The organism is Psychromonas sp. KJ10-10 (assembly GCF_047323245.1).
GTDB lineage: Bacteria > Pseudomonadota > Gammaproteobacteria > Enterobacterales > Psychromonadaceae > Psychromonas.
Genome location: NZ_CP178826.1, coordinates 4,244,924 through 4,259,178 on the forward strand (window position 1 = coordinate 4,244,924; position 14,255 = coordinate 4,259,178).

19 protein-coding genes and 1 pseudogene are annotated in these 14,255 nt (G+C 36.4%); 13 read left to right on the plus strand and 7 right to left on the minus strand.

The features are described from left to right. Window positions 1–82 precede the first annotated feature (82 nt). The 5 genes and pseudogenes from dctP (ACLKMH_RS24265) (at window position 83) to ACLKMH_RS24285 (ending at window position 2,945) form a co-directional block, all read left to right on the plus strand. A complete protein-coding gene (gene dctP / locus ACLKMH_RS24265) occupies window positions 83–448 on the plus strand; it encodes a TRAP transporter substrate-binding protein DctP (protein WP_413700297.1) in 366 nt (121 codons plus the stop codon). Beyond that, a complete protein-coding gene (dctP, locus tag ACLKMH_RS24270; protein WP_413700298.1) occupies window positions 448–1,074 on the plus strand; it encodes a TRAP transporter substrate-binding protein DctP in 627 nt (208 codons plus the stop codon). Before dctP (ACLKMH_RS24265) ends, dctP (ACLKMH_RS24270) begins: the two co-directional genes overlap by 1 nt. Window positions 1,075–1,125: 51 nt before the next feature. Further along, window positions 1,126–1,527: a TRAP transporter small permease gene (locus tag ACLKMH_RS24275; protein WP_413700299.1), complete on the plus strand. Its 402-nt coding sequence runs from the start codon at window positions 1,126–1,128 to the stop codon at window positions 1,525–1,527. Continuing rightward, window positions 1,484–1,657 (plus strand): TRAP transporter small permease subunit, encoded by a 174-nt coding sequence (locus ACLKMH_RS24280; protein WP_413702466.1) that lies wholly within the window; start codon window positions 1,484–1,486, stop codon window positions 1,655–1,657. Before ACLKMH_RS24275 ends, ACLKMH_RS24280 begins: the two co-directional genes overlap by 44 nt. Before the next feature lie 2 nt (window positions 1,658–1,659). Continuing rightward, a pseudogene (locus tag ACLKMH_RS24285) lies at window positions 1,660–2,945 on the plus strand (TRAP transporter large permease). 298 nt (window positions 2,946–3,243) lie between these two features. Here the strand turns inward: ACLKMH_RS24285 and ACLKMH_RS24290 are convergent. Further along, a complete protein-coding gene (locus tag ACLKMH_RS24290; protein ID WP_413700300.1) occupies window positions 3,244–4,164 on the minus strand; it encodes a GntR family transcriptional regulator in 921 nt (306 codons plus the stop codon). Between the two features lie 146 nt (window positions 4,165–4,310). Between ACLKMH_RS24290 and ACLKMH_RS24295 the strand changes: the two genes are divergently transcribed. The 8 genes from ACLKMH_RS24295 (at window position 4,311) to ACLKMH_RS24330 (ending at window position 8,416) form a co-directional block, all read left to right on the plus strand. Next, complete coding sequence (locus tag ACLKMH_RS24295; RefSeq protein ID WP_413700301.1) at window positions 4,311–4,862, plus strand: alcohol dehydrogenase catalytic domain-containing protein; 552 nt, start codon at window positions 4,311–4,313, stop codon at window positions 4,860–4,862. After that, window positions 4,840–5,334, plus strand: a complete 495-nt coding sequence (locus ACLKMH_RS24300) for a zinc-binding dehydrogenase (RefSeq protein ID WP_413700302.1) — start codon at window positions 4,840–4,842, stop codon at window positions 5,332–5,334. The genes ACLKMH_RS24295 and ACLKMH_RS24300 overlap by 23 nt, the downstream gene beginning before the upstream one ends. 391 nt (window positions 5,335–5,725) lie before the next feature. Beyond that, the gene (locus tag ACLKMH_RS24305; RefSeq protein ID WP_413700303.1) at window positions 5,726–6,106 is read left to right on the plus strand and encodes a VOC family protein; all 381 of its coding nucleotides are present in this window, start codon (window positions 5,726–5,728) and stop codon (window positions 6,104–6,106) included. 163 nt (window positions 6,107–6,269) lie between these two features. Next, window positions 6,270–6,737: a hypothetical protein gene (locus ACLKMH_RS24310; RefSeq protein WP_413700304.1), complete on the plus strand. Its 468-nt coding sequence runs from the start codon at window positions 6,270–6,272 to the stop codon at window positions 6,735–6,737. 170 nt (window positions 6,738–6,907) lie between these two features. After that, the gene (locus tag ACLKMH_RS24315) at window positions 6,908–7,063 is read left to right on the plus strand and encodes a LuxR C-terminal-related transcriptional regulator (RefSeq protein WP_413702467.1); all 156 of its coding nucleotides are present in this window, start codon (window positions 6,908–6,910) and stop codon (window positions 7,061–7,063) included. An 86-nt stretch (window positions 7,064–7,149) separates the two neighbouring features. After that, entirely contained in the window at window positions 7,150–7,281 is a 132-nt protein-coding gene (locus tag ACLKMH_RS24320) for a hypothetical protein (protein WP_413700305.1), read from the plus strand. A 31-nt stretch (window positions 7,282–7,312) separates the two neighbouring features. Then, window positions 7,313–8,017: a tyrosine--tRNA ligase gene (gene tyrS / locus ACLKMH_RS24325; RefSeq protein ID WP_413700306.1), complete on the plus strand. Its 705-nt coding sequence runs from the start codon at window positions 7,313–7,315 to the stop codon at window positions 8,015–8,017. 54 nt (window positions 8,018–8,071) lie between these two features. Then, window positions 8,072–8,416, plus strand: coding sequence for a hypothetical protein (locus tag ACLKMH_RS24330; RefSeq protein ID WP_413700307.1), 345 nt, complete (start codon window positions 8,072–8,074; stop codon window positions 8,414–8,416). 233 nt (window positions 8,417–8,649) lie between these two features. Here the strand turns inward: ACLKMH_RS24330 and ACLKMH_RS24335 are convergent, their stop codons facing one another. The 6 genes from ACLKMH_RS24335 to ACLKMH_RS24360 all read right to left on the minus strand — a co-directional run bounded on the left by ACLKMH_RS24335 (window position 8,650) and on the right by ACLKMH_RS24360 (window position 13,925). After that, window positions 8,650–9,003, minus strand: coding sequence for a hypothetical protein (locus ACLKMH_RS24335; RefSeq protein ID WP_413700308.1), 354 nt, complete (start codon window positions 9,001–9,003; stop codon window positions 8,650–8,652). Beyond that, window positions 8,987–9,226 carry a hypothetical protein gene (locus tag ACLKMH_RS24340; protein ID WP_413700309.1) on the minus strand — a complete coding sequence of 80 codons (240 nt, stop codon included), beginning with the start codon at window positions 9,224–9,226 and terminating at the stop codon, window positions 8,987–8,989. The genes ACLKMH_RS24335 and ACLKMH_RS24340 overlap by 17 nt, the downstream gene beginning before the upstream one ends. A gap of 29 nt (window positions 9,227–9,255) precedes the next feature. Further along, a complete protein-coding gene (locus ACLKMH_RS24345) occupies window positions 9,256–9,741 on the minus strand; it encodes a hypothetical protein (protein ID WP_413700310.1) in 486 nt (161 codons plus the stop codon). Then, on the minus strand, window positions 9,738–10,064 hold the full coding sequence (locus ACLKMH_RS24350) for a hypothetical protein (protein WP_413700311.1): 327 nt from the start codon (window positions 10,062–10,064) through the stop codon (window positions 9,738–9,740). Before ACLKMH_RS24350 ends, ACLKMH_RS24345 begins: the two co-directional genes overlap by 4 nt. Window positions 10,065–10,183: 119 nt before the next feature. Further along, window positions 10,184–11,758, minus strand: a complete 1,575-nt coding sequence (locus ACLKMH_RS24355; protein ID WP_413700312.1) for an ATP-binding protein — start codon at window positions 11,756–11,758, stop codon at window positions 10,184–10,186. Between the two features lie 34 nt (window positions 11,759–11,792). Then, a complete protein-coding gene (locus ACLKMH_RS24360; protein ID WP_413700313.1) occupies window positions 11,793–13,925 on the minus strand; it encodes a two-component regulator propeller domain-containing protein in 2,133 nt (710 codons plus the stop codon). Between the last annotated feature and the right edge of the window lie 330 nt (window positions 13,926–14,255).

Here is a 14,255-nt window from a genome sequence, read left to right on the forward strand (position 1 = left end):
CAGACTCTGGGTATGCGTCAAGCACTCAAGTCTTTATAACACCGCATATAACAATTATTACTTAATAATAAAAGGAATACTTATGACTAAGTTACACACTGGAATCAAGAAAATAGCCGCAATTGTTGGTTTAACATTTGGATTAAGTTTTGGTGCACAGGCGACCACTGAAATCATGGTCGCTTATGGTAATCAACCAGGCGAACCAATTGATCAAGCGATGCATTACTGGGCTGATCAAGTGAAACAAAAATCTAATGGTGAAATCGTTTTTCAGCTTTTTCCATCCAGTCAATTAGGTAGTGAAACAGAAGTATTAGAACAAGCTAAATTCGGAGCAAATATTATTGCTATTGCCTCTTATGGTTACCTTATGGATACTGTTCCTGACTTTGGTGTTATTAACGCGCCTTATATAACGCAATCTTTAGAGAAAAATCCAAGTTAATGCAAACTGACTGGTTTAAAGGACTAGAAGGTCAATTAGCTGATACTGGTCTTCAAATGGTTGTTCCTGATGTTGTATATGGGACTCGTCACCTACTTTCTAAAAAGAAAGTAGAAAAGCCAGCTGATCTGAAAGGTGTAAAAGTACGTGTTCAACATTCTCGCTTAATGGTTGCGACGGTGGAAGCAATGGGTGGAGTACCAGCTCCAATGTCTTTATCAGATGTATACCCTGGCCTTTCTCAAGGTGTGATTGATGGCGTAGAAAATCCAGCTGTAGTACTACATGGTGGTAAATTCTATGAAGTCGCAAAAAACCTAAGTTTAACAGGTCATATTAAAATGTTATCTCCATTTGTTGCTGGCACTGGTTACTGGAATAATTTAACAAGCGAAGAACGTAAAATTATTACAGAAACTAGCCGTGATATGGTGAAATATGGTGCAACATTGATCAATGAACTTGAAAAAGAGGCCTTCGATAAAATGAAAGCTGAAGGCGTTCAAATAAATGAAGTAGATGCAAAAGCATTTGCTGATGTCGCAGGCGATGTAGTTCAGAAAGCATTCCCAGAATGGACTCCTAACCTGTATAAAGACATTCAGAAAAAACTATCTGATATGTAGTCATTTTAGGGGTCCATTTGGGCCCCTTCCTTGATTAAACTGGAGACAATCATGCAACCTCAAACATCTGTAAGCCATACAGAAACTCACTCTTTAAAAACCTTTACTTATTATCTGGATAAATTGAGTCGTTTAGATGAAATTATCTCAGCGACATTACTTGCAGTTATTGTGATACTAATGGGATATGGTGTTATTACTCGTTATGTATTTAATGCCCCTAGCTCTTGGGTAGAAGAGATCTGTATTGCTTTATTCATCTGGATGACTTTTATGGGGGCAAGTGCTCTTATGCGCCATGATGAGGTCGTACGAATAGATTACTTAGTTAGAAAATTACCTACTAAAGTCTGCCAATCTAATGGATGGACTATTCCGCCCAATTATAATCATGATCGCAATTGTGTTTATGGTTTACTGGGGGTTCAAACTTCTGCCCCACTCTCAAGTTAGATTTACCCCTGCATTAAAAATACCTTATATCTATATTTATGCAGCTGTCCCTATCAGTGCAATATTTATGGCTTATCACCAATTAAAACAAATTTATTCATTTTTTAAACCTTGTAATAAGGAAGCCTAATAATGACCATTTTCCTACCAATCACAGCTCTTCTTGTCCTATTTGCGCTTGGTATTCCTGTTGCATTTTGTATTTTTCTATCCACTCTTGGCTATTTTTTACTTAATGACCATTTACCCATGATGATACTTATTCAACGTCTCGCTGGTGGTCTTGAGTCTGTCACTTTACTTGCAATCCCTTTTTCGTGATGGCAGGCGTTTTTATGAATCATTCAGGGATTAGCAAGCGTCTACTCCGGTTCAGTGAGGTACTAACTGGGCATATGAGTGGAGGACTTGCACAAGTAAATGTTGTATTAAGTACTTTAATGGGTGGTTTGTCTGGATCCAATATTGCAGATGCGACTATGGGATCCAAGCTTCTTGTTCCACAGATGGTTGCTCGAGGTTACAGCGCTTCATTTTCATCAGCAGTCACAGCGGCTTCTGCATTAATAACACCAATTATTCCACCAGGCATTGCACTTATTATTTATGGTTACGTTAATAACGTATCTATTGGTAAATTATTCCTCGCAGGTGTTGTACCAGGACTGATGCTTTGCCTGATGATGATGGGACTTGTTTCTTTTATTTCAAAGAAAAGAAATTATGCGCCATTGCGTGAAAAAAGAGCTTCTATTTCAGAAATAGCAATATCTGCTAAGGATGCTATTTTAGCTCTATTATTACCAATAATCATCATAGGTGGTATACGCTTTGGTGTATTCACTCCTACAGAGGCTGGAGCAGCGACTGTTATATACGCTTTAGTATTAGGTATGTTTATCTATAAAGAAATGAATTCAAACTTACTTTGGGATGCCACAAAAGAATCGGTAATGGCATCAGCAAACGTATTACTCATTATTTGTGTTGCCGTTGGTTTTTCTAAATTTTTGACTTGGGAACGTGTACCGCAAGACCTAGCCTTTTGGTTAACAGGTGTAGTAGATAGTCCAATCGCATTTTTGTTAATAGTTAACGTATTTCTTCTTGCCATAGGTATGTTTCTTGAAGGTAATGCAGTTATGATTGTACTTGCACCTTTACTTGCCCCTGTTGCAAAATCCTATGGAATTGATCCTGTGCACTTCGGTATTATTTTCATATTCAATAGTGCAATTGGCACCGTAACCCCACCTCTGGGCACAGTTATGTTTACAACGTGTTCAATTACAAAGGTTAAAATTGAAGACTTTGTTAGGGAAATACTTCCATTTTGGCTACTTTTAATTGTCGCTTTAATACTGATTACTTACATCCCAATTATTTCAATCGGTTTACCAAACCTAGTATTTGGATAATGAACTGTTGCAGTTACAGGTGAGTGTATCATTGAGTTAAATGCGCAACCATTTGGCTCAATGAAACACGCTTTTGGAGGATATACTCTGAATCGAGCTGTTTATCTTCCAGGCTCGAAAAACGAAGACATGAGAGAAAAGGATTTAACAAGGATAGGAGCAGACACGTTAAGTAATGAGGTGATTGAGCGTTAGCAAGGGAATGATTGTTCGACGATATTGCTAGAAAATAGCTCAACTAAACAGGTAAGAGCCTGAGTTAACAAAATATAATTGGCTCTAATTAATAGAACCTACTTTATGTGGGTTCTTTATTTGTATTACCAGTGATCAAACTATGCTCCATACTTTTTCTTGCAGTCTGTAAGTGAACTCTTAATGCGCCAATCGCGCCTATATCATCACCTATTAACATTTTGCTTAGTACAACCATATGTTCCTCGATTGCAATCATGTTTCTCTTACGTAAATCACTGTTATCCCATTGATAATGATAATGAAAAATTACAGACATAATTTCGTAAAACTGATCCATAAATGGATTATTCGCGGCAGACAATATAAGGCGGTGGAAGTTACGATCTAAATCAGAAAATGCCTTATATTCATTGACAACTTCATCTCTTAAATCTCGATGTAACTGAAGCAACATCTTTGCCTCTTTCCAGCGCGGATCCTCTTTTGATAAATTCATAAACTTACTAAGTGCATGGCACTCAAGCATCGCTCTTAGCTCAATTAAACTAGTCGCATAGCCATGCTCGAAACGAACCATGCGCCATCGACCTCTAGATATATTTTCAATTAAATTAAATCTAGAAAACCTAATTAAAAACTCTCGAATAACCCGTGTCGAGCAATTTGATTGCTTTGATAAATCGAGCTCTGAAAATTCATCTCCGGGCATGATATGCCTGTTTTTTATACTGTCATTAAAAAACCGCTCGAACTCTATGGTTTGTAATTCACCAGTCGAAGCGGGTTGCTGAAAAATATCAGCTTCATCTGGTTGGCGTAAAATTTGGCACTCACCATCAGCATCTTTTAATATCCCCTTCTCACACAACCCTTTGATAACATGCCTAATTGTAGTTCGGCTGACTCCAAAAAGCTCAGATAATGATGATTGTGAAGGCAATGGTGACTGTATATGGCCAAGATTGATCGCATCTAGAAGCTGGTTTGTTGTGCTCTCTCGTAAATTTTTATTTCTAGCCATTTATTTAAAATCCTATCAAACAAAGCACCATTAAATACCATTTAAAACCATTTAAAATTGACACTCATCACACTTACCAGTGTTGTTTTACTTTTAAAAAACGGAAAGGATAAATTAACTAAAATTTTATTAATAAAGAGGTTGGTATGAAATCGTTAATTTGTAAAAAACCATTTGAAATGAATTACGCTGATGTAGAAATGCCATCAGTACAAGAAGACGAAGTATTAGTAAAGGTTGTTGCGGTCGGTATCTGTGGCACAGATATCCATGCTTATTCTGGTAATCAGCCTTTTTTCAGTTACCCAAGAGTGCTTGGTCATGAGTTATGTGGGCATATAACTGCAATGGGTAAAGAAGCCGAAGATGAAGGCGAGTTTATTATAGGTGATAAGGTTGCTCTTATCCCATATGTTGCTTGTTACGAATGCCCTTCTTGTAAAAGCGGAAAAACCAATTGTTGTGAGAATATATCAGTCATAGGTGTTCACCGTGATGGAGGATTTAGCGAGTATATCTCTGTTCCCAAAAACAATATTTTAAAAGTTAATGATGTTGATAATAATACAGTCGCATTGATAGAACCTTTTGCTATCAGTGCACATGGAGTTCGTCGTGCTCAATTACGTAAAGGCGAACATGTTCTTGTTGTCGGCGCAGGTCCAATCGGTCTTGGTGCGACATGCGATTGTCGCTAGTGACGGGGCAAAAGTAATTGTTGCTGATACTCAAGAAGCAAGAAGGCAACATGTAGAAAAAGAACTTGGTGTACTAGCAGTTGATCCAATGGCTGAAAACTTTGAATCTTTGGTTAAAGATCATTTCGATGGCTCATTGGCAGAAACGGTTATTGATGCAAGTGGCAACCGTCATGCAATGAATAACGCCGTAAATTTGATCCGAAATGGCGGAAAAATCGTCTTTGTCGGTTTATTTAAAGGCAACTTGGAATTTAGTGATCCAGACTTCCACAAAAAAGAAACAACAATGATGGGGAGCAGAAATGCAACCAAGGAAGATTTTATTAAAGTCCAAACTCTGATGGTCGCCGGCAAGCTTGGAGCTAATATGATGCTTACGCATAGCTTTGACTTTAATACCATTGGAGACAATTACGAAAAAGATGTCGTGAATAATAAAGATTTACTTAAAGGGGTCATTTCATTCTAAGCCTGTAAATATTCTTAAATTTGGGCAACTTTGCATAAGTTTTTCTCCTTTTTAGCTAGGTTGCTCCCTCTTTTCTTCAACTAATACTTGCCTTCATACAACTAGTCAAAAAATTAATTATTAGCAATAAAATGAGTCCAGTGTCCTTGTGCACATATATAAAATACTCAACTTAATGAACACAATGATAAAGCGGTTTAAAAGGTATTTTTGCAAAGTGCTTTTTAAAAATAAAAAAACACAAAACAGCCAAGTAACAGGTTTAGTAATAGAACTCTAAGAGTTTTGATTACTTACCATCAACTCCCTTCTTATCTAAAAGAACTTGCATAATATTCCAAATTAACCAAGACTGACTTTTTTCATTGAAACAATACGGGAAACAACAACTATGCTTTTAGGCGTATCTCTAGGTACCAATAATCTTGCTAACTCTGGACAATTTTACGATAAATTATTGGATGTGATAGACATGGAGAGAAAAATGCAAACAGCTGATGAAATTGGCTGGGGGACTCTGGGTCAAGATACTCAGTTTTGGGTTTTAACACCTTTTAATAAAAAGTCTGCGACAGTTGGCAATGGTGTACAAGTCACTTTTGCCGCAACGAGTGTTGAAAAAGTTAACCAATTTTATGAAACGGCTCTCAAACTAGGAGGCGTTGATGAAGGTGCTCCTGGATACCGTTATCGACCACATTATTACGGAGCCTATGTTCGAGATTTAGATGGCAACAAATTGCATATCATGCATGAATCCAGTGACATCTGATTTCCCTAATAGCCTATTAACAAACACAATGAAGAGCAAAGAAACAAACTCATCAAATAGCCCATTTTTCAGTAATGGCTTATTTCTTTGTTGAAGGTCTCTCTAGGTAAAAATCGTTTCTTGTAATCAATAAAATCAATAAAATAAAGGGATTGCTCTCGGTATGACATTAGATTCAAAAAAGGCAGAATATGGACTTTTAGCTGAATGTGTTTCATCACTGAGAAGCATTAAGTTTTCCAATCATTTAGTTAAACTTCTTCAGTCGTTTATTGATTTTGATTGCATCGTGATACTTGGTTATAGAAAAAATAAACATCCTATTTATTTATATGACTCGATTGATACTCGCAGAGAATTGCTCTTTCAACGCTATTTGATGAATTCATTTGTCCATGATCCATTTTATATCGCGCTCACTAATTATAATATTGAAGGCATATATAGCTTAAAAGAAGTTATTTCAGATGCACAAGAATATAAAGATTATCAAAAGAAATTTTACGATGAAACTAATTGGCAAGATGAAATAGGCTTAACCATTCGCATTAGTGAAACGCGATGGGTGGTTATTTATTTTGGTAATACTACTGACGAAAAAAATTTACCCGTGAGCAAAAACACATATTAGAAAGTCGCTACTCCCTTATAAAATCTCTCTGTCATCAACATTGGTCGACTAATGACTTTCTTTTATCTGACTCTTTAAAAAGCAATATCGGGCAAATAATTGATCAGGCGCTTTCAAGCTTTGGCGAAGAGCTTTTAAGCGCCAGAGAGAAGGAAATCGCCATATTATTAATACAAGGTTTTGACTCTAAAAATATCTCAGAGGATTTATCTATTACTGTTGGCACCGTCAAGAATCACCGTAAACGTATTTACTCCCAACTGAAAGTCTCTTCCTTAAGTGAATTATTCCAATTATTTTTAAACCATTTAATTGCGAGAAATTAATATACTTTTATATCCCTTTAGGGACATCGATGAATTGACCGCTTTTCAATAGTATTTAGGCCTTAACTGATAACTAGGAAAGCGCAATGGAAAATCAACTCATTAACGATATTACTCAACGTGGTTTAATATCTCAAATCACTCAACAGGAAGAGCTTTGTGCTTTATTAGAGACACCGCAAACCGTTTATTGTGGCTTCGATCCAACAGCAGACTAGCCTCCATATTGGACACTTAGTGCCACTCTTAATGCTAAAACGATTTCAAGATGCTGGCCATAAAAGTATTGCTTTAATTGGTGGAGCAACAGGGTTAATTGGAGATCCAAGTTTTAAAGCAAGTGAAAGATCTTTAAACTCAGGATCGCTTGTACAACAATGGGTAGACTCATTATCGACACAAATACAATCGGTTATGACTCCACATTTACAAGCCCCACTGACCATTGAAAATAATGCAAACTGGATTGGTGCGATCCCCATCCTTGATTTTTTCCGTGACGTTGGCAAACATTTTTCCGTTAATGCCATGATCAATAAAGAATCCGTAAAACAACGATTACAAAGACCAGATCAAGGGCTATCTTTTACAGAATTTAGTTATTCATTATTGCAGTCCTATGACTTTGCTGAATTAAATAAACGCTTAGATTGTCGTTTACAAATTGGCGGTAACGATCAATGGGGAAATATTGTCAGTGGTATTGATTTAACTCGTCGACTTAACAAAGAAACAGTTTACGGCTTAACCCTGCCTCTTATTACAAAGTCCGATGGAACAAAATTTGGTAAAACCGAAGGTGGGGCAATTTGGCTTGATCCAACAAAAACCTCACCTTACCGCTTTTACCAATTTTGGTTAGGCACTGATGATGCCGATGTATATAACTTCTTACGTTTCTATACTTTTTTATCAAATGAAGAAATTAATGACATCCAAAAAGCGATCAATTGAGTAACAAGAAACCTCAAGCACAACAAATATTAGCAGAGCGAACTAACGGAATTTGTGCATTCAAAAGCAGGCTTAGAAAGCGCAAAACGCATAACTCAATGGTTATTTAATGGTCATGTTCAACAATTAACGTTATCTGAACTGACTCAACTTGAGCTTGATGGATTAGATGTTACTAGGGCCGACCAGGGTGTCGATTTATGTGAATTATTGGTTTTATGTGACCTTGCAAAATCAAAACGGATCGCACGAGAGTTAATTAATAACAACGCCATTAAAGTAAATAGTGAGCTGATTGAAGATGAAAGTATGACATTAGATTTCCCATTATTCGATCAATTTTGGATTATTCAGCGTGGCAAAAAGCAATTTAAGTTAATCAAAAAAATTAAACCGTAAAGGTTCTTAACAAATTTAAATCAAGAAGATAACAGCAACGAAGAGTATAATTGCATCAAAATAGATCATTGATACTAAAGATAACCAGGCCAATGAACTACTCGCCTAGGTTATCTAAATTATCTTTTAATAAGAAACACACTCAGAATAGTATTAATCACGAATATAAAAGTAGGAGTTTTAAATAAGTTCACTGACAAAAGATAGAATTTATTGGGTTAATTTTAAATACTCTACGGCGGACAACTCCCAGTGAACTTTCCTATCGTGGCATTACAAATGTAACCTGTTTCAGAGTTGATGATATAAGTGCTATTTGAGCAAGCATAATAATAATAATGAAGGTGCTGATCCTGCTCCGATAAAGCTTTAATCTCACTCGGATCACCTTCGCTGAAAAGTAAAAATTCTAATGTCTGATCTATTCCAACATCAGGGACTTCAACTTGAGTGCAAGTTGAATCACTTGCCAATGCTGTTAAGCCAGCCTTAGAAATGGAGTTGCAATAGGCAAAGCCTGAGACAAAAATCAGTAATGAAATTAAAAATAAACGAATCCAATTTTCCAATCTAATTGATTTCATCATATAGTTCGCTGTTTTTATCTAATGTTTCAGCAATAGTATTAAAATATTCGCGTGTTTCAAGCAAGTGCTGGCGTTGTTGTTCATCACTGATCTCATTCCAACGACAACTCATTCTCGCAGACTCCAATAATTGAATTGATTGATTGTAATTCTGACCAAGATAAGTATTTGCTAAATCTGAATTTAAGCTGTGATTATCAACGGCCAATAGTAAGCCTTGCATGATTTCTATGGATTCATCGAGACTTTTAATTACTTGAAAATCACAGGGCCAGTTTGATTTTGAACCACTTTTTGATTTATCTGAGTATTCTGTGGCAGGATTATCTCCCCTAAATCATTTTGCTCTAATGAGCGCATCAATAACGTTGAACTCGACAGAACAATAAAACTCAACGCCTGTTTTTCGATAATGATTGGATAGCGACGAAGTGCATGAGCAGGCATTAACATGCTCACTTCGGTTTTAGAAACTGCCGGCAATAGAAAATCACCATTAATGTCAGAGTAAACAACCATTTCAGGATAATCTTGATGGTACACTTTTGCACCATCAACAGGCACAAACTGCCGTTCTGCATCTGGAAAGAATTCAACCAATTTACCTTGAACTTCGGGCGTTTTATAGATGGTTCCTAACCTAGGAACGCAACCTAAAAGTAATAAAGCACAGCTAATACAAGTGCTCAACTTTAACAAACCATGCATTTTAAAATGTATGGTTCTTGAAAGTATCATTGTTGTTCCTTGAGATCATAGGTTAACGCGCAACTATTACTATTAAATTTAATACCAGGCTGAGGTCCTGGCATAGACATTTTCAATAGACTTTCTTTTACACGTACAAAATTGGCTTCACAGCCACTATCAAAAAACACTGTATAATTTTTTAAGTCAATGCTTTCTAGTGTATCGGCGACTCTATCGTGTTGCTCAATAAAAGAGACTAAGGTATCCAAATCTCGTAGCTTAAGAGAGGTAGGTGAGAGCGCACTTTGTGCATTAATTGAAACGGTAAACAGGCCAATAATAATAGCCGTTTTGCTGATTATATTTTTCATAATGTCAGGCTCTTTCTAGTTATATCAATCACAAATTCGGGATATTGATATTAGGATAAATACCACCATTATATCAGGCTCAATATTGGAAAAGGCTTCTAGTTTGCCACTTTAATTCATTATTTATCTTGAATATGATTGAGATAGCATTTCTTTATTCGCTGACGGTTTGTTATTAGCGCAGAAACTCGTTGCAATAAATCATCTGTCGAGAATGGTTTTACAATATAATCATCGGCTCCATTATCCCAACCTTCTTGATGGCCAGCTATATCCGCAACAGTCGATAATAATATGATCGGTATATGTGCAGTATTAGCATTATTTTTCAAGGTGTGAGTGATTTCATAACCATTACCATCCGGTAACAACACATCACAAAGCACTAAATCTACATCCATTTGTAAAGCGAGTGCTTGCCCCTTATTCGCTGAACCTGTTGAAGTAACTTGATAGTCAACATTGAGAAGCGTGCTAAGCAAATGTCTAATTTCAATGTCTTCCTCAATAATTAAAATTGTAGGTTTATCTACTACCGAAGCCGTGGTCTGTGAGGATTTTTCATCTACTATTGGGCTATTTTTAACAATTGGACTTTCTTCCCCAACAGACTCTGTAGGATCTATCGTAAATTGACAAGGAATACAGACAGTAAATACACTGCCCTTACCTTCTTCACTATCAACATTGATAGCGCCACCACAGTTATTAAGATCCTGCATTACGGTATATAAGCCAATACCATCTCCCTCTGAAACAAATTCTTGTGCTCGTTGAGTACGATTAAAACGCTCAAAAATAGTCCGCTGATCAGCTTCAGAAATACCAATGCCATTATCTTTAACCAAAAGTTGTAACCAGTTGCCACATAATGTGACTTCGATAATAACCTGCCCACCAACATCTGTGTAACGGATCGCATTGCTCAACAGATTATGCAAAGTAGACTCTAAAACCTGCTGTTTTATGGTCACAGAGGTAGCAGGAATTGGCTTGACGATATACTCGATATTTTTTTCTTGAGCTACTAACTGGTAAATATAAGTAATGGAAAGAATATGCGCATTTAAGTCAAAGGTAACAACACCAGGTTGCTGAACCTTCCCTGCTCGAGCGACAAGAAACATCTGATCAGTTAAATTTTTCATTCGCGTCGTCGCATTAAAAATAATATTTAAATTAGTTTTACCTTGCTCAGATAAATTTTCAGTTAATAACAATTCAGCGGGTATCTGGATAAGAGTTAAAGGGGTACGTAACTCATGTGCCACTTTCAGATAAAAGTCATCTTGATTTTTAAGTAGGGTTTCAAGTTCATAAGTCTTATTACCAAGATGACTATTTTTTTGTTGCAACTCGACTGTTTTAGCTTTAATTAATCGCTTTAAGTGTTCAGACCTGTTTCTCAGTTCCTTGGTTCTTAATTGTAAAAGGGCATAAATTAAAAAGAATAATGCCACCATATAAATAGCATAGGCCCACCAAGTTTTCCATAATTCAGGACGCACTGTAATAGCAACACTGATATTCTCACTATTGCTTAAGCCGTTACTCGCCTTGGCTTTTATATTTAAAACATATTTTCCACGCGGTAATGATGAATACTTAATTTCTTTGTTGCTGGCTGGCACTTGTATCCAATGATCATCGTACCCCTTTAGCTGGTATTGATATTCATTTTTTGTCGCATTCAAATAATGAAGCACAGAAACGGTAAAGGTAATATTTCTATCCGAGGCTTCTAGGGTTATAGACGGAGGTGCAGAAAAGTCTATTGTATTTGTTTTTAGTCTGCTCAGACTTCACCGTAAAATCTATTTTTGGTGCAACCTTATTGTTATTTAAGGTTTCTGGAAGAAAGCGGTTAAAACCTTTTACGCCACCAATATAAAAATAACCTGAGCGTGATTTCAGCGCGACATTAATATTGAACTCATTGCTTTGAAGCCCATTACTGATATCAAAGTTACTAAATTGATGAGTCTGGCGATTAAAACGAGACAAACCATTATTGGTTGTTATCCAAAGAAATTTATCATCCACCAGCAAGTTATATAAAGTGTTGTTGGACAAGCCATCTTTATCATACCAAAATTGAGCTCGCTGTAACCTTAAGTCTAGGCGGGTTAGCCCATGACCCGTTGCAATCCACAAAATACCCAGCTTGTCTTTCCAAATGTCTCGAACATCATTTTCACTCAAAAAGCCTTGCTCAGCAGTAAAATTATCAAAGCTGTCTGTTCTTTTATCATAGCGACTTAATCCGCCACTTGTACCAACCCAAATGATACCGTCGTCATCTTCATATAATGAACGAATCCTATTATGCAAAAGGGTTGTTGGATCTGCTGAATTTAATTTGTACCTTTTGATTTTACCTGTCGCTAAATCGAGTTTGTTTAAGCCATTTCGGGTGCCAATCCATAATTGTTGCTGGCTATCTTTTAACAAAAGACGAGCATGATTATCGGATAATGAGTTCTGATCATTCTCACCATGTAGGTAAGATTCTACATTACAATTTTGTGGGTTGAATTTTAGTAACCCACCACCAGCTGTTCCTAACCAAAGTAATTTGTTATCAGGTAATATCGAACGAATATCAATCGTTTCAATGGCATTCATACATTGACCATCTCGGAAATAGGATTGAAACCTTTCCTTGCTAGGATCAAAGTGGCTTAATCCTTTTTTGGTGCCCACCCAAACATCGCCCTTTTCATCTTCAGCAATAGCCCAAATCATCTTATCAACGACACCATTATTTAACACAGGATCATACTGATAATGCTCAAAATCATCATATTGATAATTAATTAGGTTAGCACCGCCATCAAATGTACCAGCCCACAGCATGCCACTTTGATCCTCAAAAAGACTGATCACAGTATCACTGCTGATGCTACTAGTATTTGCCTGACTATAGCGATAGGATTTAAATATTTCGTTGTTAGGGTCAAAATAATTAAGGCCACCAGACCATGTTCCTAACCATAAGCCACCTTTAGCATCTTCAAAAAAGGAGGTCACTTCAGAGTCATTTAGACTCTCTTTGTTACTTGAAGATTGTTGATAACGAGTGATTTCTTTATTATTTAGATCTAGCTTATTAAGTCCACCATACTCAGTACCTATCCATAGATTTCCATTTTTATCCTGATGAAAAGCATTAATTGCGTTATCGCTCAAACTCTCTGAAGCATTTTTATCATGGCTAATAAAACGAAAGTTATCACTTCCCTTTGCCAGATAGCTAATCCCTGATTGAGAAGAACCAAACCACATAGTGCCATCTGTAGTTTCAGTAATTGCTCGAATAGGGCCAATATTAATTGAAACGGGATTACCAGCAGAATGGACAAAATGTTTGAATTGATTAGTTCGCGGATCAAACACAGATATACCTTTATCTTTACCGATCCAGATCCGACCATCCCGAGATTCAAATAAACTATATATATCTTGATTCACTATTCCAGTTTCATCATTTTTCTCAGCATGAAAACGAACAAATTCACCTGTTTGAGAATTATAACGATTTAGTCCTCCCCCGAGGGTACCAACCCAAACACTGCCATCCTGGCTTAACATTAGCGCTTTAACATAGTTACTACTTAAAGAGCCTGCATCATCGGGGTTGTGCCTTAAATGCTTAAAGGAATAACCATCATAAATATCAATTCCATCTCCTGTACCTAACCAAATGTAGCCAGCTTGATCCTGAATAATTGCATAAATAGTGCTTTGCGAGACGCCCTGCTCAAGGCCAATTCTTTTCAGGGAAAGAGGAGAGCCCAGAGTGAACCCTGAAAAAAGAACAGAGAGACAAAATAAAATGGGTAAAAAAAGTCTTAATGGCAAATTGATATCCTTGGAATATTTATTGTCATGTGTATTCAGGCTTTCCTGACTTTACTATAGTAAATATTAAATTAATAAACAAATCAGTGGGTTAATACAGCAATAATGGGATCATAACGCACACTTAAATAAAATTTATTATTTGAAAACATAAAACATGCTTACAAATAACGATAAACGAAAAAAACCGCATCAACTTTATAATCAATGCGGATATTTATTTGAATGAAATATTGGTAAGTTTAAAAACTTGCAGATACTAGGCTAGCACTACAAAATAATAATTATAGGCTTGAATTGTTTTAAGGCCACTAATCATAAACATATTGC

What these genes read in the sequence shown, in the direction of transcription:
- dctP (WP_413700297.1), top strand. Translation starts at nt 83, where the DNA reads ATGACTAAGTTACACACTGGAATCAAGAAAATAGCCGCAATTGTTGGT.
- dctP (WP_413700298.1), top strand. Translation starts at nt 448, where the DNA reads ATGCAAACTGACTGGTTTAAAGGACTAGAAGGTCAATTAGCTGATACT.
- ACLKMH_RS24275 (WP_413700299.1), top strand. Translation starts at nt 1,126, where the DNA reads ATGCAACCTCAAACATCTGTAAGCCATACAGAAACTCACTCTTTAAAA.
- ACLKMH_RS24280 (WP_413702466.1), top strand. Translation starts at nt 1,484, where the DNA reads ATGGTTTACTGGGGGTTCAAACTTCTGCCCCACTCTCAAGTTAGATTT.
- ACLKMH_RS24290 (WP_413700300.1), bottom strand. Translation starts at nt 4,164, where the DNA reads ATGGCTAGAAATAAAAATTTACGAGAGAGCACAACAAACCAGCTTCTA.
- ACLKMH_RS24295 (WP_413700301.1), top strand. Translation starts at nt 4,311, where the DNA reads ATGAAATCGTTAATTTGTAAAAAACCATTTGAAATGAATTACGCTGAT.
- ACLKMH_RS24305 (WP_413700303.1), top strand. Translation starts at nt 5,726, where the DNA reads ATGCTTTTAGGCGTATCTCTAGGTACCAATAATCTTGCTAACTCTGGA.
- ACLKMH_RS24310 (WP_413700304.1), top strand. Translation starts at nt 6,270, where the DNA reads ATGACATTAGATTCAAAAAAGGCAGAATATGGACTTTTAGCTGAATGT.
- ACLKMH_RS24320 (WP_413700305.1), top strand. Translation starts at nt 7,150, where the DNA reads ATGGAAAATCAACTCATTAACGATATTACTCAACGTGGTTTAATATCT.
- tyrS (WP_413700306.1), top strand. Translation starts at nt 7,313, where the DNA reads ATGCTAAAACGATTTCAAGATGCTGGCCATAAAAGTATTGCTTTAATT.
- ACLKMH_RS24335 (WP_413700308.1), bottom strand. Translation starts at nt 9,003, where the DNA reads ATGATGAAATCAATTAGATTGGAAAATTGGATTCGTTTATTTTTAATT.
- ACLKMH_RS24340 (WP_413700309.1), bottom strand. Translation starts at nt 9,226, where the DNA reads ATGCAAGGCTTACTATTGGCCGTTGATAATCACAGCTTAAATTCAGAT.
- ACLKMH_RS24345 (WP_413700310.1), bottom strand. Translation starts at nt 9,741, where the DNA reads ATGATACTTTCAAGAACCATACATTTTAAAATGCATGGTTTGTTAAAG.
- ACLKMH_RS24350 (WP_413700311.1), bottom strand. Translation starts at nt 10,064, where the DNA reads ATGAAAAATATAATCAGCAAAACGGCTATTATTATTGGCCTGTTTACC.